This window comes from Stenotrophomonas sp. GD04024, assembly GCF_029837545.1.
Taxonomy (GTDB): domain Bacteria; phylum Pseudomonadota; class Gammaproteobacteria; order Xanthomonadales; family Xanthomonadaceae; genus Stenotrophomonas; species Stenotrophomonas forensis.
This window is the reverse complement of the sequence record NZ_JAOEDV010000021.1, coordinates 36,919-63,377: the sequence shown is the minus strand read 5'-3', so window position 1 is coordinate 63,377 and position 26,459 is coordinate 36,919. Positions and strand designations below refer to the sequence as shown.

At 68.4% G+C, this 26,459-nt stretch carries 21 protein-coding genes and 1 pseudogene; 1 reads left to right on the top strand and 21 read right to left on the bottom strand.

Features of this window, described 5'->3' with window-relative positions; genetic code table 11:
* The coding region (locus N7590_RS09560; protein WP_279935381.1) for a methyl-accepting chemotaxis protein at positions 1–1,581 on the bottom strand (1,581 nt) is incomplete at its 3' end.
* Positions 1,582–1,708: 127 nt separating this feature from the next.
* Complete coding sequence (locus N7590_RS09555; protein ID WP_053512169.1) at positions 1,709–3,043, bottom strand: PLP-dependent aminotransferase family protein; 1,335 nt, start codon at positions 3,041–3,043, stop codon at positions 1,709–1,711.
* A gap of 88 nt (positions 3,044–3,131) precedes the next feature.
* On the opposite strand from N7590_RS09555, the gene N7590_RS09550 reads away from it, so the two are divergent.
* Positions 3,132–4,163 (top strand): hypothetical protein, encoded by a 1,032-nt coding sequence (locus tag N7590_RS09550; protein ID WP_204275114.1) that lies wholly within the window; start codon positions 3,132–3,134, stop codon positions 4,161–4,163.
* A gap of 53 nt (positions 4,164–4,216) precedes the next feature.
* Here the strand turns inward: N7590_RS09550 and N7590_RS09545 are convergent, their stop codons facing one another.
* The 19 genes and pseudogenes from N7590_RS09545 to flhA all read right to left on the bottom strand — a co-directional run bounded on the left by N7590_RS09545 (position 4,217) and on the right by flhA (position 26,433).
* Complete coding sequence (locus N7590_RS09545; RefSeq protein WP_279935379.1) at positions 4,217–6,592, bottom strand: methyl-accepting chemotaxis protein; 2,376 nt, start codon at positions 6,590–6,592, stop codon at positions 4,217–4,219.
* Between the two features lie 101 nt (positions 6,593–6,693).
* The gene (locus N7590_RS09540) at positions 6,694–7,077 is read right to left on the bottom strand and encodes a hypothetical protein (protein WP_006442858.1); all 384 of its coding nucleotides are present in this window, start codon (positions 7,075–7,077) and stop codon (positions 6,694–6,696) included.
* Positions 7,078–7,213: 136 nt separating this feature from the next.
* Complete coding sequence (locus N7590_RS09535) at positions 7,214–7,705, bottom strand: chemotaxis protein CheW (protein WP_053512123.1); 492 nt, start codon at positions 7,703–7,705, stop codon at positions 7,214–7,216.
* A 198-nt stretch (positions 7,706–7,903) separates the two neighbouring features.
* Positions 7,904–8,677, bottom strand: a complete 774-nt coding sequence (locus N7590_RS09530) for a flagellar brake protein (RefSeq protein ID WP_053512124.1) — start codon at positions 8,675–8,677, stop codon at positions 7,904–7,906.
* Between the two features lie 203 nt (positions 8,678–8,880).
* Complete coding sequence (locus N7590_RS09525) at positions 8,881–11,130, bottom strand: methyl-accepting chemotaxis protein (protein WP_279935377.1); 2,250 nt, start codon at positions 11,128–11,130, stop codon at positions 8,881–8,883.
* Positions 11,131–11,468: 338 nt separating this feature from the next.
* Positions 11,469–13,457 carry a chemotaxis protein CheA gene (locus tag N7590_RS09520; protein WP_164241648.1) on the bottom strand — a complete coding sequence of 663 codons (1,989 nt, stop codon included), beginning with the start codon at positions 13,455–13,457 and terminating at the stop codon, positions 11,469–11,471.
* Positions 13,458–13,502: 45 nt separating this feature from the next.
* Positions 13,503–13,868, bottom strand: a complete 366-nt coding sequence (locus N7590_RS09515; RefSeq protein ID WP_005409521.1) for a response regulator — start codon at positions 13,866–13,868, stop codon at positions 13,503–13,505.
* On the bottom strand, positions 13,865–14,173 hold the full coding sequence (locus N7590_RS09510; RefSeq protein WP_164241649.1) for an STAS domain-containing protein: 309 nt from the start codon (positions 14,171–14,173) through the stop codon (positions 13,865–13,867). The genes N7590_RS09515 and N7590_RS09510 overlap by 4 nt, the downstream gene beginning before the upstream one ends.
* A gap of 81 nt (positions 14,174–14,254) precedes the next feature.
* On the bottom strand, positions 14,255–15,469 hold the full coding sequence (locus N7590_RS09505) for a chemotaxis protein CheW (RefSeq protein WP_164241650.1): 1,215 nt from the start codon (positions 15,467–15,469) through the stop codon (positions 14,255–14,257).
* Positions 15,466–16,248: a ParA family protein gene (locus N7590_RS09500; RefSeq protein WP_071229213.1), complete on the bottom strand. Its 783-nt coding sequence runs from the start codon at positions 16,246–16,248 to the stop codon at positions 15,466–15,468. The genes N7590_RS09505 and N7590_RS09500 overlap by 4 nt, the downstream gene beginning before the upstream one ends.
* A gap of 175 nt (positions 16,249–16,423) precedes the next feature.
* A pseudogene (gene motD, locus N7590_RS09495) lies at positions 16,424–17,269 on the bottom strand (flagellar motor protein MotD); the annotation flags it as partial.
* Between the two features lies 1 nt (position 17,270).
* Positions 17,271–18,011 carry a flagellar motor protein gene (locus N7590_RS09490; RefSeq protein ID WP_006442919.1) on the bottom strand — a complete coding sequence of 247 codons (741 nt, stop codon included), beginning with the start codon at positions 18,009–18,011 and terminating at the stop codon, positions 17,271–17,273.
* Positions 18,012–18,112: 101 nt separating this feature from the next.
* Positions 18,113–19,939 (bottom strand): chemotaxis protein CheA, encoded by a 1,827-nt coding sequence (locus N7590_RS09485; protein ID WP_164241651.1) that lies wholly within the window; start codon positions 19,937–19,939, stop codon positions 18,113–18,115.
* 2 nt (positions 19,940–19,941) lie between these two features.
* Complete coding sequence (locus N7590_RS09480) at positions 19,942–20,547, bottom strand: protein phosphatase CheZ (RefSeq protein WP_049465790.1); 606 nt, start codon at positions 20,545–20,547, stop codon at positions 19,942–19,944.
* The gene (gene cheY, locus N7590_RS09475; protein WP_006365466.1) at positions 20,547–20,939 is read right to left on the bottom strand and encodes a chemotaxis response regulator CheY; all 393 of its coding nucleotides are present in this window, start codon (positions 20,937–20,939) and stop codon (positions 20,547–20,549) included. The genes N7590_RS09480 and cheY overlap by 1 nt, the downstream gene beginning before the upstream one ends.
* Before the next feature lie 57 nt (positions 20,940–20,996).
* Positions 20,997–21,740 (bottom strand): RNA polymerase sigma factor FliA, encoded by a 744-nt coding sequence (locus N7590_RS09470; protein ID WP_005413248.1) that lies wholly within the window; start codon positions 21,738–21,740, stop codon positions 20,997–20,999.
* Positions 21,737–22,624 carry a MinD/ParA family protein gene (locus N7590_RS09465; protein ID WP_008267550.1) on the bottom strand — a complete coding sequence of 296 codons (888 nt, stop codon included), beginning with the start codon at positions 22,622–22,624 and terminating at the stop codon, positions 21,737–21,739. The genes N7590_RS09470 and N7590_RS09465 overlap by 4 nt, the downstream gene beginning before the upstream one ends.
* The gene (gene flhF, locus N7590_RS09460; RefSeq protein WP_279935376.1) at positions 22,611–24,227 is read right to left on the bottom strand and encodes a flagellar biosynthesis protein FlhF; all 1,617 of its coding nucleotides are present in this window, start codon (positions 24,225–24,227) and stop codon (positions 22,611–22,613) included. Before flhF ends, N7590_RS09465 begins: the two co-directional genes overlap by 14 nt.
* Before the next feature lie 145 nt (positions 24,228–24,372).
* Entirely contained in the window at positions 24,373–26,433 is a 2,061-nt protein-coding gene (gene flhA / locus N7590_RS09455) for a flagellar biosynthesis protein FlhA (RefSeq protein WP_180878096.1), read from the bottom strand.
* Positions 26,434–26,459: the final 26 nt, after the last annotated feature.

Genomic DNA, 26,459 nt, shown 5'->3' with positions numbered 1-26,459 from the left:
TTCGCCACCCTGCGAGGCGACGCCCTGCGCGCCGATGGCCAGCTGGTTGGCCTGGCGGGCGTGTTCGGCGTTCTGGCGCACGGTGGAGGTCAGTTCCTCCATCGAGGCGGCGGTCTCTTCCAGGTTGGCGGCCTGCTGCTCGGTACGGCGCGACAGGTCGCCGTTGCCCGAAGCGATCTCGCCGGCGGCGAGGGTGATGCTGGAGGCGCTGGCCTGGATCTGGCCGACGATCTGGGTCAGCTGCGCGACGGTGGTGTTGGCGTCGTCGCGCATGCGCGCGAACACGCCCTGGTAGTTGCCGTGCATGCGTGCGGTCAGGTCACCTTCGGCGATGGCCGACAGCAGCTGCGAGAGCTTGCCGAGGTTGTCATCGCTGACCGCCATCATCGCGTTGAGGTTTTCCAGCATCAGGCGGAAATCATGATCGAAGCGCTGGGCGTCGCCACGGCGGCTGAAATCGCCTGCGGCGGCGGCGCTGGCCAGCTGCTTGATCTCGGCGTTGATTCGGCCGAGATTGGTCTTGACCGTGTCGACGGTGGCGGTCATTGCCGCCTTCTCACCCGGGTAGCGCGCGATGTCGTGGCTGAGATCGCCGACCGCATACTGCTGCACCACGTCGAGCACGTCGTGCAGGGTCTGCACATGGCCGCCGACCAGGGCGTTGGTCTCCTGCACCATCAGCCCGTACTCGCCGGGGAAGGCGCTGGCGTCGATGCGGTAGCTCAGTTCGCCGGCATCGTGGCGTCGCGCCATTTCGCGCTGGCCGCCGATCACCGCATGCAGCTGCTGCTGCATGCCAGACATCGCATGCAGCAGGCGGCCGGGTTCGTCGTGCGGCTGCGGGCCGATGTGGCTGTCCAGCTTGCCGCTGGCAATGCCTTCGGCGACGGCGGTGGCCTGCTTCAGCGGGCGCACGATGCGGTTGCCGATGACCCAGCTCAGGGCCAGCACGATCAGCACCAGCACGCCGCCGGAGACTGCCATGATGGCGGTGAACACCAGTGCCTGCTTCTGCACGTCGTCCATGTAGACGCCGCTGCTGACCACCCAGTTCCAGGGCGCGAACAGGCCAGCGTAGGCCACCTTCCCGACGTCGCCCTTGCTGCCGGGCTTGGCCCAGCGGTAGTTGACGAAGCCGCCACCGGCCTTGGCCGCTTCGACCTGGTCGTAGTAGATGCGTACACCATCGTCGGTGCGGAAGTCCTTCATGTCCTTGCCGACCAGGTCCTTGCGGAACGGGTGCATCAGCAGGCGGTAGCCGGTGTCGTAGATGTTGAAGTAGTACGTATCGTTCTCGGCGCGCATAGATTCCAGCGCCTGCAGCGCGGCGCCCTTGGCGGCCTCTTCGCTGAGCTCGCCGGTAGCGGCCAGGCGGTGGTAGTGCTGGAGGATGCCGTAGCTGAGTTCGACCTGGGTCTTCAGCGCGGTCTTGCGGGTCTCGGTGAGGTCCAGGTACTGCATGCGGGCGGCGATCACCGAGAGCGCGATCACGCCGAGCGCGATGAGCAGCGTCAGCAGGTTGAGCTTGCGCCGGACGGAGAGGTTGCTGAAGTAATGTTGCCAGCGATGCAGGAGATTCATCGAGCAGGACCAGGTCGAAACGGGCGGGCGGCGCCGAGCCGGTCACGGCGGGACAAGCGGTGACAACTCCGTTATCGGCCGCGCGGGCCCAGGGTTGAGCCGCGCGCGGAAAGCAGGCCGCGGCCGTTCAGCCAGCCAGCTGGTCCAAGCGCAGGCGGATCTGCACCAGGGCGCGTTCCAGGGTGGACGGATCGACCGTTCCCAGCGCGATGCGCAGCGCGTTGGGAACGTGGGTTCCGACCGCGAACGGCGCGGCGGTCGAAAGCGCGATGCCCTGCTCATGCAGGTCCTGGCAGATCGCCTCGGCGCGGTCGCGCCCATCCAGTGGCAGCCACAGCAGGTAGGAGCCCGGGTGGCCGACCAACGCGACACCTTCCAGCAGGCGCCGTGCCAGTGCCTGCCGGTGCCGGGCGTCGGCGCGGCGGTGGCGTTCCATGCGGTCGACGGTTCCATCCATCAGCCAGCGGCACACCAGCGCCGTCACCAGTGCCGGCGAGTTGACCGTGGTGGCGCGGATGGCGCGCTCGATCGCACCCATCATCGCCGGCGGCGCACTGATGTAGCCGAAACGCAGGCCGGTGGCGAGGTTCTTGGACAGGCCGCCGATGTACACGGTGCGTTCCGGTGCCAGCGCCGCCACGGGTACCACGGCGGGCGCGGCCAGATAGGCATAGGCTGCGTCTTCAAGCACCAGCAGCCCATGCTGGCGGGCGATCGCGGCCAGCTCCTGGCGCTGTTGCAGCGTCAGGACGAAGCCCAGCGGGTTGTGCATGGTCGGCATGCAGTACACCGCCTTGACCCGGCGCTGGCTGCACAGCGTACGCAGTGCCTGCAGGTCGGTGCCCTCCGGGCCGACCGGCACCGGGATCATTTCCATCCGCAGCATCGCCGCGATCTGCCTGAATCCAGGATAGGTCAACGCATCCACGGCGATGGCATCGCCCGGGCACAGTGCGCCCAGCAGGGCGACGGTCAATCCGTGCTGGGCGCCCTGGACCAGGGCCACGCGTCCGGCATCGGTAGCTACCCCGCGCTGCACCAGGTAGTCGGCCACGAGCTGGCGCTCCTGGGGCCGACCCAGGGGCGGCTGGTACAGAAGCAGTGCTTCCAGGTCGCCCTGCTGCGAGAGGTGGCGCAGGGCCCGGCGAAGCTGCGTGTCCTGGCCGAATGCGGTGGGCATGTTGGCGTTGAGGTCGATGCCGCCGCCGAGACCGGCTAGCATGTCGCAGGCCATGCCCTGTGCGCCGAACGCCTCGCGCACATAGGTGCCGCGACCGATCTCACCGATGACCAGGCCCATCCGGGCCAGCTCGGCATAGACGCGGCTGGCGGTGGCAAGCGCCAGATCATGGCGGCGGGCGAGCTCGCGGTGGGTGGGCAGGCGGGTTCCAGGGCGCAGGTTCCCGCTCTGGATGTCCGATACGAGGCCATCGACTACCTGCTTGAACCGTGAGCGTGCCATCCGTGCGCCGAGTGTATCTAGGACAATTTGTTGATTGTACTGATGCCATTCCTAGACTTCGATCGCACCGCCGGACGGGCGGAAAGGAATGGAGCACATCTGTACGGCGATGGAAGGTCACATCGAATTATTGAACTATGCAGCGCATGCACTGGAAGAAATGAACGCGCTGATTCCCCGGATCAAGGGCAGCATGCCGGGCATCCGCCAGGCCCATGAAGCCATCGCCAGCTACCTGCACCGCAGCGTGAAGTTCCTGCTGCCCAATTGTGCGGAGATGATCGATCTGCGTGAGCTGCGCCAGGTGCACGTGGACATGGCGCGCCCGCCGTTCGAGGTGATGGCGCTGGAAGCGGCGTGGATCCTGCCCGACGGGTTGCCGGGCCACAAAGGGGCGGGCCATGCGGCGCCCCGGCGCATCGCGCTGTGCCTGAACATGAACCGCGAAGTCGCCGCGGCCTTTCCGGCCACGGAGTGCTTCCTGGATGAACCGGCCGGAGGCGTGGTGGTGATCCCGATCTACTGGCAGGCCGATGCGGCCGCATGGAAAGTGCCGCTGGGAGGCGTGTTCCTGCCGCACCAGAATCCGTTGAGCCTGTACCGGCCAGAAGAAGCCAGCCTGCCCACGCGCCTGGTCAATGCCCCGGTGGAAGCGATGGCGTCCGGGAAACCCTTGCAGCAGTTCCGGGTTGCGCCGTTCGCGCTGCTGCCGGAATGGCACGCCTGGGCGGTGGAGCAGCAGGGCAGTGCGGCGGTGAAGGCGCAGATCGTGCAGGACTGTCGCGACGAGGTGGCCATGCTGTTGCAGACCTGCTGCGTGCTCAACTGCGCCAATGTCGCGTCGGTGGAGCGGCCGGCATCGGTGGCGCTGAACAAGCGGCGGATGCGCAGAGGCAAGCAGCCGTTCTTCAGCTACCGGGTGTTCGAGGTGGATGGCGCCACGGCCGCGTCAGACGTCACGGGGCCGGGTGGGGGTGCGGCAGGGCCACGCACCCACGTGCGCCGGGGTCACATCCGGCGATTGAAGGAAAAGCTGGTGTGGGTGCGCGCCGCCATCGTCAATGCGGGCAGCCCTGATGGCCTGCTGCACAAGAGTTACAGGCTCCGTCAGCCGCAGTGACGGCTGCGCCGGAAAGGAGGGCCGGTGTTGCGACCGGCCCTCCATGCGTGGCATCAGAACTCCTGCCAGTCTCCGTCGGCCAGTTCGGTCGCCATCGGGCGCCCGCCTGCGGTGCGGCGGGCCGGCGGTGCCACCGCAGCCGGAGCTGCCGGGGCGGCGGCGCGCGGTGCCGGGGTGGCGACGCGCGGGGCGGTCACTGCCTCGGCTTCGTCGACCACGAAGATCGACACGGCTTCGCTGAGGTGGCCGGCCTGTTCTTCCATCGCGCGCGCAGCGGCGGTGGCTTCTTCCACCAGCGCGGCGTTCTGCTGGGTGGTTTCGTCCATCTGCACCACGGTCTGGTTGACCTGCTCGATGCCGGCCGACTGCTCCTGCGAGGCGGCGGAGATCTCGGCCATGATGTCGGTCACGCGCTGCACCGAGGCGACGATTTCGCCCATGGTGGCGCCGGCCTTGTGCACCAGCGCCGAGCCGTCGTTGACCTTGCCGACCGAATCGTCGATCAGGCCCTTGATTTCCTTGGCGGCGGCGGCCGAGCGCTGGGCGAGGGTGCGCACTTCGCTGGCGACCACGGCGAAGCCACGGCCCTGCTCGCCGGCACGCGCCGCTTCCACCGCAGCGTTCAGCGCCAGGATGTTGGTCTGGAACGCGATGCCGTCGATGACGCTGATGATCTCGGCGATCTTCTTCGACGAGGCCTGGATGGCGGACATGGTGGTGACCACCTGGCCGACCACTTCGCCACCCTGCGAGGCGACGCCATGCGCGCCGATGGCGAGCTGGTTGGCCTGGCGGGCATGTTCGGCGTTCTGGCGCACGGTGGAGGTCAGTTCCTCCATGGAGGCGGCGGTTTCTTCCAGGTTGGCGGCCTGCTGTTCGGTACGGCGCGACAGGTCGCTGTTGCCCGAGGCGATTTCGCCGGCGGCCGAATTGATCGCGCGGCTGGACTGCTTGATGCGGGTGACGATCTCGCTCAGCTGTGCGGCGGTTGCATTGGCATCGTCGCGCATGCGGGCGAACACGCCCTGGTAGTCGCCGTGCATGCGCACGGTCAGGTCACCCTGCGACAGCGCGGCGAGCAGGCCGGAGATCTGTTCGATGCTGCCGGCGTTGGCGTCAAGCAGGCCGTTGATCTGCTGGGCCAGCTGCAGGAAGAAGCCTTCCTTGTCGCTGGCGTCGATGCGGCCGGACAGGTCGCCGGCGGCGGCCTGGGCAATCACGCGCGCCACTTCGGCCTCGACCAGCGCTTCCTGGGTGCGGTCACGCCATTCCACCACGTAGCCGACGGTGTCGCCGCCTTCATTGCGGATGGTCGAGACCACCTGCGCGAACTGGGCATCGCCGTACTGCATCGGGCGACGGGCGACGCCGTGCGCCTTCAGGTTGCCGAGCAGGGTCTGGTCCATCTCGCCACGGTGTTCCAGCACGGTAACCGGCTTGCCGATCAGCGAGGCCTGGGCGTCGAAGTCCGGCAGGTCGCGGCGCACTTCATCCTGGTACTGGCTCAGGGTCTGCTGCAGGGCGCGGTTGCTGTAGACGATGGTGTTGCTGGTGTCGGTCAGGTACACGCCGGTCGAGCTGTAGTCCAGCGCGGTGCGGATGCGCAGGTTCTCGCGTGCGACGGCCTGGTCGGTTTCGATGCGCTCACGCAGGTCGCGCTGCATGCGCTGCATGGCCTGCATCAGCTCGCCGACTTCGTCCTGGCGGCTGACATCGATGTGGCCATCGAGCTTGCCGCCGGCCACGTCGTCGGCCACCGAGACGGCGCCACGCACGCTGCCGACCAGGGCGCGGGCGAACAGCCAGACCAGCACCAGGCCGAGCGCGGCGCCGCCCAGCAGGGCGATCACGGTCAGCACGGACGAGGCGGCGTAGGTGGATTCGGCCTCTTCGCGCGAGGCGCGGGCGAGGCGGTTGTCTTCGGCGATCAGTGCTTCCAGCGCCGAAGCGGCCTTGCGGTGCTTGGTGCGGGTCTCGCCGACGAAGGTATCGATGGCGTCGTCCGGCAGGTCCAGTTCCAGCATCTCGGTGACGCTGTCATAGGAGGCCAGGGCGTCCTTCCATTCCTTGGCGAAGGTGTCGAACAGCTTCTTCTGCTGCGCATTGTCGACCAGCGCCGGGTAGCCCTTGATCGACTTGTCCATGCTCTCGCGCAGCTCGACGGCCTGCTTGCGCGCGTCGGACTTGACGTCATCGCTGGCGCGGATCAGCTGCTGGTAGGCGGCGTTGCGGTACTCGCCCAGCATGCCGCGCATCTCGCCGGCCATGCGGATGCTTTCCATGCGCGAACCGGCCAACTCGGTGGTGACGTTGTTCAGCGAATGCAGGCCGCGATAGGCGACGATGCCCTGCAGCAGCATCACCAGCAGGAGGACGCCGAAGGTCAGCAGCAGCTTCGGCATCAGTTTCAGGTTGTTGATCCACGGCATGGGCGTTGCGAGCTCCTAAGGCAGACGCGCCCGGGCATCGGGCCCGGTTGCAGCAGAAACCACGCCGGCGCCAGGTCCGGCGTGGTTCGACGGACAGCGGATTACTTGATGTTGGCCAGCTTCAGGCCAGCCGGCGAGCTGACTTCGATTTCCGCACGCGAGGCGTCGCGCTGGATCTTGCCGATCACGCACACGGTCTTGCCTTCCAGGGTTTCCAGCGGGAAGGAGAACTTGCCGCGGTTCTCGCCGGCGATGCGGGCCGAGAAGGTGTGGCGCGGGAAGGCGCCGCCCATGTACAGGAAGGTCGGCTGGCCTTCGGAACCTTCTGCGTAGCGGGCCTTTTCGACCTTGCCACAGACCATGCCGTCCTTGCCGACCGAGCGCGGTGCCAGTTCCGGCGGGATCATGTCGGCCGACTGCGCGAACGCGGAGGAGGCGGTGGTGGCCAGGACAGCGGCCGAGACGAACGCAAGCAGGGACTTCATCGAGGTGTATCTCCGGGGATGGTGATGGTCGTTCCGGTTCTGCGCGCTCCTGCGCGACCGGCTTCTGTCCCCCTATCGGCACCGCCGCGGGGAACTGAAGGGTTGTGTGACCAGAACGTGAAGCAGGTCCGCTGGATCAGGCGGCAACGTCTTCGGCGACGGTCGCCTGGCCCATGTCGGCGCTGTCGAGCAGGGTCTCGATGTCCAGCAGGATCAGCATGCGGTCATCATGGGTACCGATGCCGGAGATGAAGCGGGTATCGACGGCGGCGCCGAACTCCGGGGTCGGGCGGATCTGCTCGGCCGACAGCGGGATCACGTCCGAGACGCTGTCCACCACGATGCCGACCACGCGGTCTTCCACGTTCAGCACGATCATCACGGTGAAGGCGTCGTAGCGGGCGTTGTCCAGGCGCAGCTTCAGGCGCAGGTCGATGACCGGCACGATGGTGCCGCGCAGGTTGATCACGCCCTTGATGTAGTCCGGGGCATCCGGCACGCGGGTGACCGCGTCATAACCGCGGATTTCCTGCACCTTGAGGATGTCCACGCCATAGTGCTCGGCACCGAGGGTGAAGCTGAGGAATTCGCCACCGGCGCTGGCGGCGGAGCTGGTCTTGTCGTTCATCGAGGGGTCCTGGTTCTGCCGGAAGTCCCGGTGTCAGGCTCGATATCGGCCCCGCCGTGGGGGACTTTAGCTGTGGCGCCCTGGGCATCCACGCATGGCGTGGATCTACCGGGGAGCGGTAGTGCCGGCCGCTGGCCGGCAATGGCCGTACCCGCATGGTCGCGAGGTTGCCGGCCAGTGGCCGGCACTACCACGTGACTACATCTCGCCGTTGCGGCGGGCCTTGCGCTGGCGGTCGATGCGGAAGATGTAGCGCTGGATGGCGCTGTCGGCGCCGCGCGGCAGGGTGTCGAAGCGCATGCCGACGCGCTTGACCTCGATGCCGTTGGGCTGGCGCTGCGGCAGCAGGTTGCAGACCACCAGTTCGATATCCAGGTCCGGGCCATCAGGCAGTGACAGCTGCGCCGGATAGCGCTTCTGCAGGCCGAACACCGCGCAGTCGTTGGGCACCACCACGGCCAGGCCGCCGCCGCTGATGTCCACCACCCGCATCGACAACGCTTCGGCGCGGGCTTCGCCGGGCTGCAGCAGCAGCTGCGGCGAGTCGGTGACCGGGGTCTCCAGCCGGTACAGCTCGCGTCGCTGCAGGTGCACCAGCTCGTCCGGCAAGGGCGCACGGAACGCAACGTGGCCGTCGTTGTCCACGCGCTGCAGTTCATGCAGGCGGAACCGCACCAGCACCCGTTCAAGCTGGGCGAAGCACAGCAGGTGGTCGGCCTGCTCGGCGGCGCGGTTGGACGCCTCCTGCGGGCTGCCATCGAGCAGCAGGTAATCCTCGTCCTCGTCAAGATCAAGCAGCGCCGTCGGGAACGAGCGGTCGCGGCCGTCGATATGCGCATTGATCAGTGATCGCTGGTCGATCAGCGAGCGCAGCAACTGGCGCAGCTGGCGCGGGTTGCGGACCAGGAAACGTTCGTCGGCGGCATCGGCCGCGTGGACATCATGCACTGCAGTGTCGTTGCCGTCGGACATGGAATCTACGGTCAGGGGCGGGCGCCAGCACGCATTGGCGCGAGGCTCGATGGGGATATCGGCCTCTGCATCGGATTATGAAGTGAGAATTACATCACTTTCCATGCGTGAGGGGTCAGATCCCTTTCCCGGAGGAAAGGAACCTGACCCCGATGTGCCACGCAGGTGGATCCACGCCATGCGTGGATGCTTTCCGCGTGGGGTCAGAACTCCTGCCAGTCGTCGTCGGCGGCCAGTGCCGGCTGGGCGCTCGAGCCGCGCAGCGTGCGTGCAGGTGCCGGCCTGTGGGCGGGCGCAGCGGCCGCTACCTGGCGCGGCAGCGGTGCGGTGGCCAGGCGCGGCGTGGCGCCCGGGGTCGCCTGCGATGCCAGCCGGAAGCGGGCCACGGCTTCCCCCAGCTGCACGGCCTGGTCTTCCATGGCGCGGGCGGCGGCGGTGGCTTCTTCCACCAGCGCGGCGTTCTGCTGGGTGGTTTCGTCCATCTGCACCACGGTCTGGTTGACCTGCTCGATGCCGGCCGACTGCTCCTGCGAGGCGGCCGAGATCTCGGCCATGATGTCGGTCACGCGCTGCACCGAGGCGACGATCTCGCCCATGGTGCTGCCGGCCTGGTGCACCAGGCTTGAACCTTCGGCGACCTTGCCGACCGAATCGTCGATCAGGCCCTTGATTTCCTTGGCGGCGGCGGCCGAGCGCTGGGCGAGGGTACGCACTTCACTGGCGACCACGGCGAAGCCACGGCCCTGTTCACCGGCACGCGCCGCTTCGACCGCGGCGTTCAGCGCCAGGATGTTGGTCTGGAACGCGATGCCGTCGATGACGCTGATGATCTCGGCGATCTTCTTCGACGAAGCTTCGATGGCCGACATGGTGGTGACCACCTGGCCGACCACCTCGCCACCCTGCGAGGCGACGCCATGTGCGCCGATGGCCAGCTGGTTGGCCTGGCGGGCGTGTTCGGCGTTCTGGCGCACGGTGGAGGTCAGCTCCTCCATCGAGGCGGCGGTTTCTTCCAGGTTGGCGGCCTGCTGCTCGGTGCGGCGCGACAGGTCACTGTTGCCCGAGGCGATCTCACCGGCGGCGAGGGTGATGCTGGAGGCGCTGGCCTGGATCTGGCCGACGATCTGGGTCAGCTGCGCGACGGTTGTGTTGGCGTCGTCGCGCATGCGGGCGAACACGCCGTTGAACTGGCCGTCCATGCGTGCGGTCAGGTCACCGGCGGCGATCGACTGCAGCAGCTGCGACAGCTGGCCGAGGTTGCCGTCGGCCACCTGCATCATGGTGTTGAGGTGCTCGATCATCAGCCTGAAGTCGTGCTGGAAACGCTGGGCATCGCCGCGCTGGCTGAAGTCACCGGCGGCGGCGGCCTCGGCCAGCTGCTGGATCTGCGTGTTGATCGCCAGCAGGCTGGCCTTGGCCGCGTCCATCGATTCGTGCAGGATCGCGCGGCTGCCGGGCAGGCGGCGCGCATCCGGGGCCAGATTGCCGATGGCGTACTGGTTGAGCACGTCGATGGCATCGCGGATCGCGTCCAGGTGCTCGAAGATCACCGTGTTGATGCCGCCGCCCAGCTGGCCGTAGACACCCGGGAAGTCTTCCGGGATGCGGTGGCTGATGTCCGGGCCGGCATGCATCTGCGCCATCAGCTGGGTCTGCTCGCTGAAGCGTCGCAGCATGGCGGTCATCTCGGCGGTGGCGGCCAGCATCTTGCCGGCCTCATCCTTGCTGGTGGCCTGGGTGCTGACGCTGAGGTCGCCGCGGGCGACGGCCTGGATCGCGTGCACGGCCTTGCCGAGCGGGCCGGTGACGGCGCGCGAGATCACCGTGGCCAGCGCGGCCGCGACCAGCGACAGCAGCACGATGCAGCCGATGATGGCGATCATGCTGGTGCGGTGGGTGGCGTTGGCGGCAGCGATCTTGGCGTCCATCAGGCCGGCGATGTGGGTACCGAGCGCCTTCATGGCCGCGAACAGTTCACGACGCGCCGGGCGTGACTGCTCGTCGGAGATCTGCTGGGCGAGTGCGCCATCACCTGCAGCTACGGCTTCGCGCATCGCCTTGTTGGCGCCGAAGTAGCGCTCCAGCTGCACGTTGGCGGCCTGGTAGAGCTCGCGCTCCCTGGCCAGCGCCGGCAACGCCGCGTACGCGGCCAGCTCGTCGCGTACGGTCTTGGCGGTGTCGTCCATGCGCTTGTTGTAGTCGGCCACCTTGTCCGGCTGGTCGAGCATGCTCAGCAGCGCCAGTTCGTAGGTGCGGAATTCACCCAGCTGCGAGCGCGCCTCGCCCAGGTGCTGGACCGACGGAATATCGTTGCCAGCCATCTCGCCCAATTGCGTATTGGCCTCGCTCAGGCGCAACAGTGCGAAGGCGCCGAGGACCAGGGTCATCAACGTGGTGAGGGTGAACCCCACGGCCAGCTTGCGTGCGATGGGCAGATCTTGGAACCACTTCATGCGGGGTGCTCCAGGTGGGCAGGGTGCCGGCGCAGTCGCGGCGGCTGGGGTGGTTGCAGAGCGAACGGAGGTGCCCGGTGGGGTTCGGTGACGGCCGTCATTGCGGGATAACGGCGCGGCCCGCGCGGACTTTATGGACGCAGATCACATTCGGTTGCGTAGGGATGACGGCGCGAAAGTGCTGCAGTGGCGGGGCTTTCGCTTGCGTGGCGTGGTTGCATGCGAAAGCACGGCGCCGACGGAGTTCACAGAAGGGATCTGACCCCGGGTGGAATGGGGCGCGCAAACAAAAACCGCCGCCCCGAAGGGCGGCGGTTCTGGACAGCCTGCAATGGGAATCAGGCGGCCTGTGGCATCCGCAGCGAGCGCACCAGGCCGCCGATATCGACGATCAGGGCGACGCGGCCGTCGCCGAGGATGGTGGCACCGGATACCCCGCCGATGCGGCGGTAGTTGTTCTCGATGTTCTTCACCACCACCTGCTGCTGGCCGACCAGCTCGTCCACTTCCAGCGCGATCTTCTGGCCATCGCCCTCGACCACCACCACCAGCGATTCGCTGCCCGGCGCACGGTTGCCGTAGCCGTAGTACTCGCTGAGCGACAGGATCGGCAGGTACTCGCCACGCACGCGCAGCACGCGGCCTTCGCCGGCCATGCTGCGGATGTCCTCGGCCTGCGGCTGCAGGGCTTCCAGCACATAGGCCAGTGGCAGGATCAGGGTTTCACCGGCCACCGCCACGGTCATGCCATCAAGGATGGCCAGGGTCAGTGGCAGGCGGATCAGGGTGCGCGTACCACTGCCCAGGCTGCTCTCGATCTGCACCTCGCCGCCCAGCGCCTGGATGTTGCGGCGGACCACGTCCATGCCGACGCCACGGCCGGACAGATCGGTCACCGCATCGGCGGTGGAGAAGCCGGGCTGGAAGATCAGGTCCCAGACCTGCGAATCGGTCGGGTTGTCCGGTACGGCCAGGCCACGCTCGTGCGCCTTGGCCAGGATCTTGGCGCGGTCCAGGCCGCGACCATCGTCGCTGACTTCGATGACGATGTGGCCGCCCTGGTGCGAGGCGGCCAGGGTGATCGTGCCGGTTTCGTCCTTGCCCGCACCGCGGCGCACATCGGGCATTTCCAGGCCGTGGTCGATCGAGTTGCGTACCAGGTGCACCAGCGGATCGGCGATCTTCTCGATCAGGCCCTTGTCCAGCTCGGTGCCTTCGCCGACGGTGCGCAGGCGCACCTGCTTGCCGAGGCGGCTGGACAGATCGCGGACCAGGCGCGGGAAGCGGCGGAACACCGCGTCGACCGGCAGCATGCGCACGCCGATCACCGCTTCCTGCAGGTCGCGGGTGTTGCGCTCAAGCTGGTCCAGGCCGGCGAACAGGCTCTCGGCAAGAACCGGGTCCAGCGCGTGCGAGACCTGCTTGAGCATGGCCTGGGTGATGACCAGTTCGCCGACCAGGTTGATCAGTGCATCGACCTTGTCGACGCTGACCCGGATCGAGGTTTCGGCTTCCTGGGGTGCGCCGCCGCTGGCCGCGGGCGCGGGTGCGGAAGGTGCCGCAGGAGCCGGTGTGGAAGGGGCTGTTGCGGACGGGGCCTGGGTGGCCAGGCTCGGCGGCGCCGCCGGACGGATGTCCAGTTCGCAGTCGTCCAGCACCCAGGCGAAGGTGTCTTCGATCTTGCTGCGCGGCACCTTGCCGACCAGGCCCAGGTCCCACGCCAGGTGGGCCTCGAGCGGGTCGAGCTGGGCGAAGCCGGGCAGGCGCTCGATGCGCGCGGCGACCTGCAGCGACCCGAGGTGTTCCAGTTCGCGGATGATGCGCAGCGGATCGTTGCCGCTCATGAACAGCGACGGTGCCGGAGTGAAGCCGATCTGCCAGGCTTCCGGCGTGTCGTCCACCTTGGCGGCCGCGGCGGCCGGGGCACTCGGCGCGGCCTGGCCGGAGAGCACCGCTTCCAGGCGTGCCTTCACCGCGGCGACGGCCGCGGGATCGGCGGCCTGGCCGTGTTCGGCTTCGCGCAACAGGGCGCGCAGCACGTCCACCGAGGACAGCATGGCGTCGACGGCGTGGCCTTCCAGTGCCCGCTTGCCGGCACGCAGCTCATCGAGCAGCGTTTCCAGCACGTGGGTCAGGCCGGCGATCGCATCGAAGCCGAAGGTGCCGGCGCCGCCCTTGATCGAGTGGGCGGCGCGGAACACCGAATTGATGATCTCCGCGTCCTGCTGCCCCGATTCCAGGGCCAGCAGGCCAGCCTCCATCGCGTCGAGGCCTTCGCGGCTCTCCTCGAAGAAGGTGGCGTGGAAGCGTTGCAGGTCCATGCTCATGGCAGTGGTGGTCCGGAAGCGAAGAAGGGGAGCGGTGCCGGGCGATCAGCCCAGCACTTTCTGCACGGTGGCGACCAGCTGTTCCGGATTGAACGGCTTGACCAGCCAGCCGGTGGCACCGGCGGCCTTGCCTTCGGACTTCTTGTCGGCGGCCGACTCGGTGGTCAGCATCAGCAGCGGGGTGAACTTGTAGTCCGGCAGCTGGCGCAGTTCGCGGATCAGCGCGATGCCGTCCATGTTCGGCATGTTGACGTCGGTGACCACCGCATTGAAGCGCTGGCCCTTGGCGCGACCGAGCGCGACCGCGCCGTCTTCAGCTTCTTCGACGGCAAAACCGGCCGAGGTGAGGGCGAAGGAAACCATCTGGCGCATCGACGCCGAATCGTCCACCACCAAGATACGTGCGCTCATGCAGCGTTCTCCACAGATTTCAGGTTGTCATGGGTTGCGTCCAGGCCCAGGGCCTGGGTGACGCCCAGCAGGCGCGCGGCGTCACGGAAGGTTGCGGTGCAACCGTGGAAGCCGGTGCCCAGGCCTGCCTCGCGGCGGGCCTGCACGAACGCACACAGCACCTGTATGGCGGCGGTGTGGATGCGGCCGACCTGGCTTGCATCCAGGGTCAGCTCGCCGGCCTGCGCCACCAGCGGGGCGAGGCGGTTCTTGAGCTCGGTGCTGCTCTCGATGCCGAGATCCTCACCCAGTTCGACAGTGCTCATCGTTGCTCCGGACAAACGGTTCCGTGATCCATAACGGCACCCCGGCGGGGTTCTTTAGAAGAATCGGCGCGATGCGCCGACTCAGCTCAACAGTTGCGTGGCGTCGAGCAGGATCATCGGGCGCTGGCTGACCCGGGCCACGCCACGGAACAGATCGTTGGAGATCTGGCAGATGCGCGCGGTATCGGGTGGCTCGATCTGCGAGTCGGTGAGGTTGGCGACGTCTTCCACCGCCGACACGCGCAGGCCGAGGGTCTCGCCGTCTTCTTCCAGCACCACGATGCGGGTCTGCGCGTCGTCCTCGGCGGCGGCGGCACCGAGGTGCAGGCCGAGGTCCATCACCGGTACTACCTGGCCGCGCAGGTTCATGATGCCGAGCATGGCCGGTGCGGTGCCGCGCAATGGCAGCAGCGGCACCGGCAGCACCACTTCCTGCACCTTCAGCAGCTCCAGCGCATAGGCCTGGGTGCCACAGCGCAGGCGCAGCCAGCGCGAGGTGCGCTCGCCGGCGCGGCGGTTCTGCGGGTGCGGGCTGCTGGCCGGGTGGTGCGCCTGCGCCTGCAGTTCCTGCCAGCTGCTGGGGCGGCTGGCTGCGGGGGCGTCCACGGCGACCCGCGGTGGCGGTGCAGCTGCGGCGCGTGCGGTGGGTACGGCGGCTGCTCGCGGTGCCGCCGGTGGTACCGGCGACGCAACCACGGCCGGCGGGGGCGTGGCGACGTCCTCGCCACCCGCGGCGGCTTCGAATGCCGCCTGCAGGCCCGGACTGTCGGTATGGGCGAGGCGATGGCTGTCAGCCGTATCGGTCTCGTAGATCACTTCGTCCGGAAGGTCGTCCCAGGTGGGTTCCGGGCCGGCGCTAGCGGTGGCCGGCGCCGGGGCTGTCTCGTGCAGCACCTCGTCTGGCAGGTCATCCCAGGTCGGTTCGCCGTCGGCGGCGGCCGGCGTTGCGGCGGCCTCGAATGCGGCCTCCAGCGCGGCGTCGTCCGCGGCCGGGGCAGCGGCCACGGTGTCGGTTTCGTAGATCACTTCAGCCGGCAGGTCGTCCCAGGTCGGCTCGCGCTCGATCGTTGCCGCCACCTCGAACGCGGCCTCGAGCGCGGCGTCGTCTGTGGACGGGGCGGTGGCCACGGTTTCGGTTTCGTAGATCACTTCGGCCGGCAGGTCATCCCAGGTCGGCTCGCGCTCGGCGGCCGCTCCGCTCGCTGCGCTCGGCCGGGCGCTGGCGGGCGGCGGCGCGACAATCGCTTCGCCCAGCAGTTCGTCCAGGTAATCGTCCAGTACGCCGGTGCTGTTCATGCGGCCTGCTCCAGGGCGCGCGCGTCCTCGCCGAGAATCCAGTTCAGGGCGCGGCGATACGCGGCCAGGCCGCGGCCAGGGTAGTCCTCGCCGACGCTGGGCAGGGTCAGGCCGGCGGCGTTGCTGATGCGGGTGTCGATCGGAATCGCGTCTTCCCATACGCGCGCGCCATGACGGTCCTGCATGGTGCGCAGCGACTCGTTGCCGGCGCGGGTGCGGCGGTCGAACAGGGTGGGCAGGATCGAGATCGGCAGCGGACGGCGGCGCGAGCGCTCGACCATCTCGCCGGTGCGGACCATGCCATCCAGGCCGTGCAGGGCCAGCGGTTCGGCCTGGGTCGGGATGATCAGGCGATCGGCAGCCGCCAGCGCATTGATCATCAGCAGGCCGAGGGTCGGCGCGCAGTCCAGCAGGATGTAGTCGTGCTGGCCCTGGTGGCGCGCCAGTGCATTCTGCAGGGCCAGGCCGAGGCCGGGCTGGTTGGCGCTGCGACGCTCCAGCGTGGCCAGTGCCGACTGTGCGCAGACGTAGTCCAGGCCGTGGATGCTGCTGGCATGGCACAGGCTGGACAGGTCGGCCGGTGGGGCGCCGAACAGTTCCAGCACGCCGGCCGGCGGCGGGTCCACCGGCACGCCGAAGGCGCGGCTGAGCGAGGCATGCGGATCGAGGTCGATCAGCAGCACGCGGTGGCCGAGCGCGGCCAGGCCGCGGCCGAGGGCGAGGGTGGTGGTGGTCTTGCCGACTCCGCCCTTCTGGTTGGCGACTGCCCAGATGCGCATCGGTTTACTCCTTCATTGCCGGGGGAACGGCGGCGCCGACGCGGCTGCCAGCCGGCACCGGCGGCAACTTCACCGGTGCGATGGGGGAGGTGGGGGCGGTAGCCGGAGTTGCGGCGGCTTGTTCGGTGGCGCTGGTGTCGACGGCGCCGGTGGCAGCGTTCAGGCGCTGCCCGAGCGGATCGACCGAGTGCGAGGTGTCGGCCAGGATGATGACCATCACCCGGCGGTTGCGGTTGCGGCCCTGCGCGCTGTCGTTCTCTTCGCGCGGGCGGAACTGGCCGTAGCCGACCATCGCCAGCCGTGACGGCTGCACGCCCTGGTCGGCGAACAGGTGCACCACGCTGGCCGCGCGCCCGGCCGACAGTTCCCAGTTGGACGGGAAGGTGGCGGTGGCGATCGGCACGTTGTCGGTGTGGCCTTCCACGCGCACGCTGTTGGGCACATCGCGCAGCACGTCGGCCAGGCTGGCCAGGGTCTGCCGTGCGTGCACGTCCAGCGCGGCCGAGCCGGTGGGGAACAGGATGTCACTGTTGATCTCGACCTCGATCCACAGTTCGGTGCGGCGCACGCTGATCATGCCGCGGTCGATCAGCGGCGCCAGCGCGGCGGTCAGGCGGTCGGCGATGCTGTTGAGCTGGCGCTCGGCGCGCGCGATCTGTTCCTGGTTGTGCACCGATACCGGCATGCGCATCTGCGATGCCATCGACGGCAGCAGCGTCGGGTCATGTGACGGGGCGGGTGCGGACGGACCGATCTTGGTGCCGGACTTGATCACCGACGGGCTGTCCCAGCCGCCGCCCTGCACCTGCTTGTTACCAACCTGCACCGGGTTGATGGTGCGCGGCGCACCACCGAAGGCATCGGTGAGCGCATCGGCCATGATCCGGTACTTGCCCTCGTTGACCGAGGAAATGGCATACATGACCACGAAGAAGGCGAGCAGCAGCGTCATCAGGTCGGCATAGGGGATCGCCCATGCTTCATGGTTGGCGTGCTCTTCGTGGTGCTTGCGGCGGGCCATGTCAGTGCAGGAAGCCGGAGAGATTGGTTTCGATGTTGCGCGGGTTCTCGCCCTGCGCGATCGAGATCAGGCCTTCGATGACCATTTCGCGGTCGCGGGTATTGTGCGAAATCACACTCTTGAGCTTGGCGGCGATCGGCAGGAACAGCAGGTTGGCCGAGGCGATGCCGTAGATGGTGGCGGTGAACGCGGCGGCGATGCCGTGGCCGAGCTTGCTCGGGTCGGCCAGGTTCTTCATCACCGCGATCAGGCCCAGCACGGCGCCGATGATGCCGAGCGTCGGCGCATAGATGCCCATCGCCTCGAACACCTTGGCGCCGGCCTGGTCCTGGTGTTCCTGGCTGCCCAGTTCGATTTCCAGCATGTGCCGCATCGACTCCGGTTCGACGCCGTCCACCAGCAGCTGCAGGCCCTTGCGCAGGAACGGGTCCTGCTGTGCTTCCACCTGCGACTCCAGGCCCAGCAGGCCCTGGCGGCGTGCGATGTTGCTCCACTCGACGATCTGCTGGATCAGCTCACGGCGGTCGCTGTGCGGCGGGCGCACGACCCAGCGCACGATCTTGAACGCGTGCTTGAATACCGCCGGTGAGGTGTGCAGCAGGATCGCGGCGATGGTGCCGACGATGACGATCACGAACGCCGCAGGCGACCACAACGACGCCAGGCCGGCGCCCTTGAGGATGCTGCCGCCGACCAGCGAGGCCAGGGCGAGAAAGAGTCCAATGAGGCTGAGTCTATCCATGGTTCCGGTATCGGCGTGTATGAATGGGACTTGAGACACCGGGAGATCGCGTACAGACGGTAGTCACAGTTTTCGGGCCGCCGGGCGGGGCCCGGCGGGGTTCATCGCAGGCCGTCCACGTCCAGGATCAGCGCCATGCGACCATCGCCGATCAAGGTTGCACCGGCATAACCACGTAGGCCGCGCAGGGCCTTGGGCAGCGGCTTGATCACCACTTCCTCGCGCCCGCGCACCTGGTCCACGACCAGGCCGAAGCGGGCTTCGCCAGCCTGCAGCACCACGATGGTCAGCAGGGTCGAGGCGGCCGGCGTCACATCCAGCCATTGGCGCAGATCGACCAGCGGCAGGGTATGCGAGCGCCGGTCGAGCACGGCACGGCCATCGAACCAGCCCAACGAGGTGCGCGGTGCGTGCAGCACTTCCATCACGCGCGCCAGCGGCAGCGCATAGACATCCTCGCCGGCCTGCACCAGCAGGGTGGGGAGGATGGCCAGGGTCAGCGGCACGCGGATCAGGAAACGGCTGCCTCGGCCCAGTTCCGACTGGATCTGGATCTGGCCGCTCAGTTCGCGGATGCGCGACTGCACCACGTCCATGCCGACGCCACGGCCGGAGATATCGGTGACCTGCTGCTTGGTCGAGAAGCCGGGCAGGAACACCAGGTGCAGGCATTCTTCACTGCTCAGGCGGGCCGCGGCTTCCGGATCGATCAGGCCCTTCTCGCGTGCCTTCGCACGCAGCTTTTCCGGGTCGATGCCGGCGCCATCGTCCTGCACCTCGATGCTGACATAGTCTCCTTCCTGCTGGGCTGACAGGCGCACATGGCCCATCCGAGGCTTGCCCTGCGCTTCGCGCAGGTCGGGCATTTCCACGCCATGGTCGATGGCGTTGCGGACCAGGTGCACCAGCGGGTCGGCCAGAGCCTCGACCAGGTTGCGGTCGAGCTCGGTCTCGGCGCCGATCAGCTCAAGGTCCACTTCCTTCTTCAGCGAGCGGGCGACGTCGCGGGCCACCTTGGGGAAGCGCGAGAACACTTTGCCGACCGGCTGCATGCGGGTACGCATCACTGCCGACTGCAGGCGGGCAGTGGCGATGTCCAGGGTGGAGACCGCGCGGTCCAGCTCTTCGTCGCGCAGGCGTGCGCGCAGTGTCTTCAGCCGGTTGCGTGACAGCACCAGTTCGCCGATCAGGTTGACGATCGCGTCCAGGCGCTTGGTGTCCACGCGCACGGTGTGTTCGGCCTCGGCCAGTGGCTTGGCGGCCGGCTTCGCGGGCGGCGTGGGCGCCGCCGGGCGGGGTGCCGGCGGCGGAGCAACCGGCGCGGCGGCGACCGCTTTGCTGCCGGGGGCCGCACCACCGTGCAGCTGGTCAAGCAGGGCTTCGAATTCGTCCTCGCTGATCAGCCCGTCGTCGGCCTTCTTCGCCGACGTCACCGCAGTGGGCGCGTTGCCGCCGTGCAGCTGGTCGAGCAGGGCCTCGAATTCGTCTTCGGTGATCAGGTCGCCGCCGCCGGCAGCGGGTGCCGAGGCGGTGGGGGCCACGGTTCCGCCACCGTGCATGTCGAACTGTGCGATCAGCTCCGGCGGGGCGTAGCCCGGTTCGGTGCCGGAAGACACTGCATCGAGCATCGACTGCAGGTAATCCAGCGATTGCTGGGCCGCGTCGAAGTGATGGGCCTGCAACACGGCGTGGCCAGCGCGCGCGATGCCGAGCGCTTCTTCGGCGGCATGGCACAGCTCGACCATGGCGGTGACGCCGAGGAAGCCGGCACCACCCTTGAGCGTGTGGTAACCACGGAACACCGCATTGAGCTGCTCGCTGTCCTGCGGTGCCTGCTCCAGCGACACCAGCTGTTCGCCCAGGCGGTCCAGGATTTCCTGTGCCTCGATGATGAAATCGGCAGTGATGTCGTCGGATACCGCGCTCATGCTTACAGCCCCAGGTCCGACAACAGGTCGTCGGCGTCGTTCTGCGAGACCGCGTGGCGGTCCAGTCCCTTCAGTGCCGGCCCGGCCAGTTCCGGGTCGGTGCGATGCTGTTCCGGCGGCAGGCCGAGCGCGCCGAAGCCTTCGTGCACGCGGCGGACGATGCCGACCACGCGACGGATGATCTGCCCGGTCAGGTCCTGGTAGCTCTGGGTCAGGGCGATCTCGGTGAGGTTGTGGCGGATGCGCTCAAGCTGCGCATCCTGGCCAGGCTGCAGGCCTTCGGCGCGCAGTTGTTCGGTCAGGCTGCGGCATTCCTCGGCCAGGTCGAGGGTGCGGTGCGTGGCCTGTTCGGTCATTGCCACCACGTGGTCCAGGCGCGCGCAGGCGTCATCGAGCTCACCGGCTTCGCTGGGTACGGTCGGCAGTTCACCCAGCGCCTGTCCCAGTTCGCGGGCCAGCCGCGAAAGGCCGCTCATCATCGGCTGCGTGCGCAGCGCGACCAGTCCGTCGATGCGCTGCCGCCAGGCGGCCTCGTCACCGGACTCCAGTGCGTCCAGGGCTTCCTGCAGGCGCAGGGCGAGGGCATTGCGGTCGACCGTGGTGTCCATCAGGCGCTGGCCGCCAGGCGTTCGAAGATCTTGCCCAGCTTTTCTTCCAGGGTCTGCGCGGTGAACGGCTTGATGATGTAGCCGTTCACGCCGCTCTGGGCGGCTTCGATGATCTGCTCGCGCTTGGCTTCGGCGGTGACCATCAGCACCGGCAGGGTCTTCAGCTTGGCATCGGCACGGATCGCCTTGAGCAGCTCGATGCCGGTCATCACCGGCATGTTCCAGTCGGTGACCACGAAATCGAACGGCTGGCTCTGCAGCAGCGACAGCGCAGCATGCCCGTCCTCGGCTTCGGCGGTATTGGTGAAGCCCAGATCGCCCAGCAGGTTCTTGACGATTCGACGCATGGTCGAGAAGTCGTCGACGATCAGGATGCGCATGTTCTTGTTCAAAGCAGAGTTCCTTTGTTGTTCATTCCGGGCGGCCGGGGGCAGCCGCCTCGGGGATGTTCATTCTTCCAGGCCGGCGTCCGCCGCCTCGAAGATTTTCAGCCGGCCACGCAGGCGCAGCACGGCCTGGCCGTGGATCTGGCAGACCCGCGACTCGCTCACGCCGAGCACCGCGCCGATCTCCTTCAGGTTCAGTTCCTGCTCGTAATAGAGCGAGAGCACCAGCTGTTCGCGCTCGGGCAGATGGCCGATGGCCTTGCCCAGCTCGCGGCCGAACTCGCCGCGCTCCAGCACCTGCTGCGGGGTCGGGCCGCCTTGGGCGACGGTGTCCAGCTCGCCCTGGTCCTCGATGCGCGACTCCAGGCTCAGCACCTGGCCACGCGCGGCGTCTTCCATCAGCCGCAGGTATTCGGGCAGCGGCATCTCCATCGCGGCAGCCACTTCGGTAGCGCTGGCGGCACGGCCACTGCTCTGCTCGAGCCGGCGGATGGTGGCGGCGGCGTCGCGGGCGCGGCGGTGCACCGAGCGCGGCACCCAGTCGCCCCGCCGGATTTCATCGATCATCGAGCCGCGGATGCGGATCGAGGCGTAGGTCTCGAACGAGGCGCCCTGGTCGGCGTCGTAGCTGCGCGAGGCCTCGATCAGGCCCATCATGCCGGCCTGGATCAGGTCGTCGACTTCGACGCTGGCCGGCAGGCGTGCGGCAAGGTGGTGGGCGATGCGCCGCACCAGGTCCGAGTGCTGGGCGATCACCTCGTTGGCGGCCGAGCGCTGGACCTCCCGGTACTGGGCTGCGCCTTTCATGCCGCCACCCCACGTTGCTTGAGGATGCGTTCGAGGAAGAACTCGACGCCGCCGCGCGGTTCGGTCGGCGCCTGCCAGCGTGCGGTGCGGCGGGCGATCTCGGTGATCGCCAGCGCCGCCGGGCTGGACGGGTAGGCCTTCACCACCGGCTGCTGGCGCTGCACCGACAGGCGCAGCCAGTCATCCTGCGGCACGCAGCCCAGGTAGTTCAGCGAGACATCGGCGAGGAATTTCTCGCAGACGCGGGTCAGCTTCTCGTACAGCACGCGGCCCTCGTTGGGGTCGCGCACCATGTTGGCCACCACCTGGATGCGGTCCACGCCGCGTTCGCGCGACAGCACCTTGATCAGTGCGTAGGCGTCGGTGATCGAGGCCGGCTCGTCGCAGACCACCACCACGGTGTCCTGCGCGGCCTGGCAGAAGGTCAGAACGCCGTCGGTGATGCCGGCGGCGGTGTCCACCACCATGATGTCCAGCTCGCGTTCCAGTTCGGAGAACACGTTGACCAGGCCGACATGCTCGGCCGGGGCCAGCTCGGCCATGTGCCGGCGGCCGGACGCGGCCGGGACCACCAGCACGCCGTTCGGGCCTTCGACGATGACGTCTTCCAGCGAGCAGCGGCCGGCGACCAGGTCGGCCAGCGTGAAGGTGGGGTTCAGCCCCAGGATCACGTCGATGTTGGCCAGGCCGAGGTCGGCGTCCAGCAGCAGCGTGCGCTTGCCCATGCCGGCCAGTGCCACGGCCAGGTTGGCCGAGACGTTGGTCTTGCCCACGCCGCCCTTGCCGCCGGTGACGGCAATGGTGCGCACAGGGCCGAGCGGCTCGCTGCGGGTGGCCGACAGCGGGAAGGTCTTGGTCAGCTTGGCGTACTCACGCGACGGCATGGTTCAACTCCGGGTTGCAGGGCATATCGGCCGCTCGGCGCAAATCTTCAAGGCGAAGTACAAGATTGGCTGCGCTGGCCCGGTGCAGGTCCTCCGGAACATCCTGGCCATCGGTCACCCAGGTGATCGGCAGGGAGTGGTCGACGGCCACCGACAGGGCGTTGCCGAAGCGGCCGGTCTCGTCCAGCTTGCTCAGTACCAACCCCTGCGGGTTGGCGGCGCCGAAGCGGCGGACCACCTCGTCCATGTCACCGAAGCTGGTGTTGGCTGGCAGCACCAGCAGGGTGCGGACCTGGCGGGCGGCGCGCAGCCACTGCAGCTGGGCGGCCAGTGCACGGTCGCGCGGGCCCAGGCCGGCGGTGTCGATCAGCACCAGCTTGTAGTCCTTCAGGCGTTCCAGCAGCTGGTCCAGGTCGGTGCCGCTGTTGGCCTCGTGCACGGCGATGCCGAGCTGGCGGCCGTAGCCGTACAGCTGCTCGCGGGCGCCGATGCGGGTGGTATCGGTGGTCACCAGGGCGACGTCACGCGGGGCGTGCTTCTCGGCGAAGCGCGAGGCGAGCTTGGCGATGGTGGTGGTCTTGCCGGCGCCGGTCGGGCCGACCAGGGCGATCACGCCGCCTTCTTCCAGCGGGTCGACCGGAGCGATCGGCAGCTTGCGCGAGATCAGCCCCAGCATCAGGCCGCGGCCACGGTGCGCTTCGGTCTCCAGCGGGATCTGCATGGCCACGTCGCGGGCCAGGCCGGCGTCGAAGCCGTATTCGTCCATCAGGTCCAGCGCGGTGGCGCGTACCGGGCAGCCGCGCAGGCGCTCGTCGGTGAAGCGGTTCATCTCGCGCTCGATCACCTGGCGCATGCCGGCCACTTCGTGGCGCAGCTGGCGGATCTCGGCGTCGTCCGGGGCGACCACCGTCAGCGTCGGGGCCGGGGCCAGCACCGGGGCCGGGCTGGCTTCGTCGTCGGCGTCCACCGCTGCCGGTTCGCTGGCGGCGATGCCGGGCTGCACGTCGGTCACGGCCACGGCAGCGGTCGGCAGCGGCGGCGGCTGTACGGCCGGCGCCGGACTTTCGTGATGCGCCTCGTGCGGCGGGTCGATCGGGAAGCGGGCGCGGTTGGCCGGTGCGGCCGGCGCGACGATGGTTTCGGCGAACGGGGCGAAGATCTGCTCCGGCAGCGCCGGTTCGTTGACGGCGGCGCGTGCCAGCGTGGCGGCGAAGCCGGTGCTGCCGCGGGTCGGCACGATTTCGTCGGCGCTGTCCAGGGTGCGGCCGGTGGCGCCGACGGCCGCACGGGCGAGGGCAGCGACGGCCGAGGTGGTGGCGGCCACCGGTTCCGGTGCCGGGGTGCTGCTGCGGCGGCGGGTAACCGCGGCGATCACCGCATCGGCGGCGGTACGCGGCTTGGGCGCCGGCGGCGGGGCCACGTCGCGGCGCGAGGCTTCCAGTGCACGCTGCACGGCGCTCTCGTCGTAGTTGGCGGCGGCGACGATCTCGATGCCTTCCTCGATCCGGCGGTTGGACAGGATCACGGCGTCAGGACCATGTTCCTTGCGCACCAGGTTCATGGCCGAGCGCATGTCGGCGGCGACGAATCGTTTGATTTTCATGCTGTGGTCACGGGACGAAGACGGCGGAGTGGCGGTCGGGGAACTCGGGTGGTCGGTGGTCTGCACGGTGCGGGTTCCCCTTGGTGTCTGTCTGTTGCGTTGGTTCGAAGGTGGTGTCTGTTTTCTGGCGCATCGAAGGGCGGCGTCAGCTGATCGTTCCGACCAGCTTCAGGCGCTTGTCTTCCGGCACCTCGCTGTAGGCCAGGACCGACAGCGACGGAACGCTGTGGCGGACCAGGCGGGCCAGCGCGGCGCGCACCGGGCCGGGTACCAGCACGACCGCGGGCTCGTTGCGGGCTTCCTGCTTGCTGACACATTCGGCCAGGCTCTGGTGCAGTCGCTCAGCGAGTCCGGGTTCCAGCGCGGCGCCGTTGCCCTGCGTGGACTCCTGCAAGACACGTTCCAATTGCGGGTTGAGGGTGAACACCGGCAGCTCCGCCGACATTCCGGCGATCTCCTGCACGATGAAGCGGCCCAGCGCAGTGCGCACCGCGGCGGTCAGCACGGCCGGGTCCTGGCTGCTGGGCGCATGCTCGACCAGCGCTTCGGCGATCTTGCGCAGCTGGCGGATCGGAATGCGTTCCACCAGCAGGTTCTGCAGCACGCGCACCACCGCCGACAGCGGCAGCGCCTTCGGCGTCAGATCTTCGACGAGCTTGGGCGCGCTCTTGGCCAGGTTGGCCAGCAGGTGCTGCACTTCCTCGTGGCCGAGCAGTTCCGGCGCGTGCTCGCGGATCAGGTGCGACAGGTGGGTGGCGACCACCGTGGCCGGATCGACCACCGTGTAGCCCAGCGTTTCGGCCTGGGCACGCTGGTGCGGCTGGATCCAGGTGGCATCCAGGCCGAACGCAGGGTCCTTGCCGGCAATGCCCTCCAGTGCGCCCAGCGCGCTGCCAGGGTCCAGCGCCAGCTCGCGGTCGGGATGGATCTCGGCGGTGGCCACCGGCACGCCATGCACCAGCACGCGGTAGCCGTTGGCCGGCAGTTCCAGGTTGTCGCGGATGTGTACCGAGGGGATCAGGAAGCCGACATCCTGGGTCAGCTTGCGGCGCACGCCCTTGATCCGCGCCATCAGCTCGCCGCCCTGGTTGGCATCCACCAGCGGGATCAGCCGGTAGCCGACCTCCAGGCCCAGCGGATCGACCGGGCGCAGCTCGTCCCAGCTCAGTTCGGCGGTCGGTGCCGGTGCGGCCGGGCGGCCCAGTGCATTGAGCGCGGCCGCGTCGCCGCCCGCGGCCGCCGCATTGGCTGCCGGTGCCTTCTCCTTGCGGTACAGCTTCCAGGCGATGAAGCCGAGGATCGCCGCCAGCGTCAGGAAAGCGACGTTGGGCATGCCCGGCACCAGCCCGACCAGGCCGAGGATGCCGGCGGTGATCGCCAGCGCGCGGTACTGGCCGAACACCTGGCCGGTCATGGCCTGGGCCATGTCCTGCGAACGCGAGGCGCGGGTGACCAGCATCGCCACCGCACTGGACACCAGCAGCGCCGGCAGCTGCGCCACCAGGCCGTCACCGATCGACAGCAGGGTATAGGTGGCGGCCGCCTGGCCGAACGGCATGCCGTGCTGCATCACGCCCACGGCCAGGCCGCCGAGCATGTTGATGAACAGGATCAGGATGCCGGCGATGGCGTCGCCGCGGATGAACTTGCTGGCACCGTCCATCGCGCCGTAGAAGTCGGCTTCCTCGCGGACTTCCTCGCGGCGCGCCTTGGCCTCTTCACGCGTCAGCAATCCGGCGTTGAGGTCGGCGTCGATGGCCATCTGCTTGCCGGGCATCGCGTCCAGGATGAAGCGCGCGGTCACTTCCGAGACGCGGCCGGCGCCCTTGGTGATGACCACGAAGTTGATGATGGTCAGGATCGCGAACACCACGATGCCGACCGCGTAGTTGCCGCCGATCACGAACTCGCCGAACGCGGCAATGACCTTGCCCGCGGCGTCATGGCCGTTCTGGCCGTTGAGCAGGATCACGCGGGTGGAGGCCACGTTCAGCGCCAGCCGCAGCATGGTGGTGATCAGCAGCACGATCGGGAAGATGGTGAAGTCCAGCGGGCGCTTCACGTAGACCACCGCCAGCAGCACCATCAGCGAGATGGCGATGTTGAAGGTGAACAGTGCATCGAGCACCGGCGCGGCCAGCGGCACCACGACCATGGCCAGCAGGGCCAGCACGATCAGCGGCGCGCCAAGTCCCTGGCGGATCATTTCCAGGGCGCGGCGGGTGTTGAAGC

What these genes read in the sequence shown, in the direction of transcription:
- N7590_RS09555 (WP_053512169.1), bottom strand. Translation starts at nt 3,043, where the DNA reads ATGGCACGCTCACGGTTCAAGCAGGTAGTCGATGGCCTCGTATCGGAC.
- N7590_RS09550 (WP_204275114.1), top strand. Translation starts at nt 3,132, where the DNA reads ATGGAGCACATCTGTACGGCGATGGAAGGTCACATCGAATTATTGAAC.
- N7590_RS09545 (WP_279935379.1), bottom strand. Translation starts at nt 6,592, where the DNA reads ATGCCGTGGATCAACAACCTGAAACTGATGCCGAAGCTGCTGCTGACC.
- N7590_RS09540 (WP_006442858.1), bottom strand. Translation starts at nt 7,077, where the DNA reads ATGAAGTCCCTGCTTGCGTTCGTCTCGGCCGCTGTCCTGGCCACCACC.
- N7590_RS09535 (WP_053512123.1), bottom strand. Translation starts at nt 7,705, where the DNA reads ATGAACGACAAGACCAGCTCCGCCGCCAGCGCCGGTGGCGAATTCCTC.
- N7590_RS09530 (WP_053512124.1), bottom strand. Translation starts at nt 8,677, where the DNA reads ATGTCCGACGGCAACGACACTGCAGTGCATGATGTCCACGCGGCCGAT.
- N7590_RS09525 (WP_279935377.1), bottom strand. Translation starts at nt 11,130, where the DNA reads ATGAAGTGGTTCCAAGATCTGCCCATCGCACGCAAGCTGGCCGTGGGG.
- N7590_RS09520 (WP_164241648.1), bottom strand. Translation starts at nt 13,457, where the DNA reads ATGAGCATGGACCTGCAACGCTTCCACGCCACCTTCTTCGAGGAGAGC.
- N7590_RS09515 (WP_005409521.1), bottom strand. Translation starts at nt 13,868, where the DNA reads ATGAGCGCACGTATCTTGGTGGTGGACGATTCGGCGTCGATGCGCCAG.
- N7590_RS09510 (WP_164241649.1), bottom strand. Translation starts at nt 14,173, where the DNA reads ATGAGCACTGTCGAACTGGGTGAGGATCTCGGCATCGAGAGCAGCACC.
- N7590_RS09505 (WP_164241650.1), bottom strand. Translation starts at nt 15,469, where the DNA reads ATGAACAGCACCGGCGTACTGGACGATTACCTGGACGAACTGCTGGGC.
- N7590_RS09500 (WP_071229213.1), bottom strand. Translation starts at nt 16,248, where the DNA reads ATGCGCATCTGGGCAGTCGCCAACCAGAAGGGCGGAGTCGGCAAGACC.
- N7590_RS09490 (WP_006442919.1), bottom strand. Translation starts at nt 18,011, where the DNA reads ATGGATAGACTCAGCCTCATTGGACTCTTTCTCGCCCTGGCCTCGCTG.
- N7590_RS09485 (WP_164241651.1), bottom strand. Translation starts at nt 19,939, where the DNA reads ATGAGCGCGGTATCCGACGACATCACTGCCGATTTCATCATCGAGGCA.
- N7590_RS09480 (WP_049465790.1), bottom strand. Translation starts at nt 20,547, where the DNA reads ATGGACACCACGGTCGACCGCAATGCCCTCGCCCTGCGCCTGCAGGAA.
- N7590_RS09470 (WP_005413248.1), bottom strand. Translation starts at nt 21,740, where the DNA reads ATGAAAGGCGCAGCCCAGTACCGGGAGGTCCAGCGCTCGGCCGCCAAC.
- N7590_RS09465 (WP_008267550.1), bottom strand. Translation starts at nt 22,624, where the DNA reads ATGCCGTCGCGTGAGTACGCCAAGCTGACCAAGACCTTCCCGCTGTCG.
- flhF (WP_279935376.1), bottom strand. Translation starts at nt 24,227, where the DNA reads ATGAAAATCAAACGATTCGTCGCCGCCGACATGCGCTCGGCCATGAAC.
- flhA (WP_180878096.1), bottom strand. Translation starts at nt 26,433, where the DNA reads ATGATCCGCCAGGGACTTGGCGCGCCGCTGATCGTGCTGGCCCTGCTG.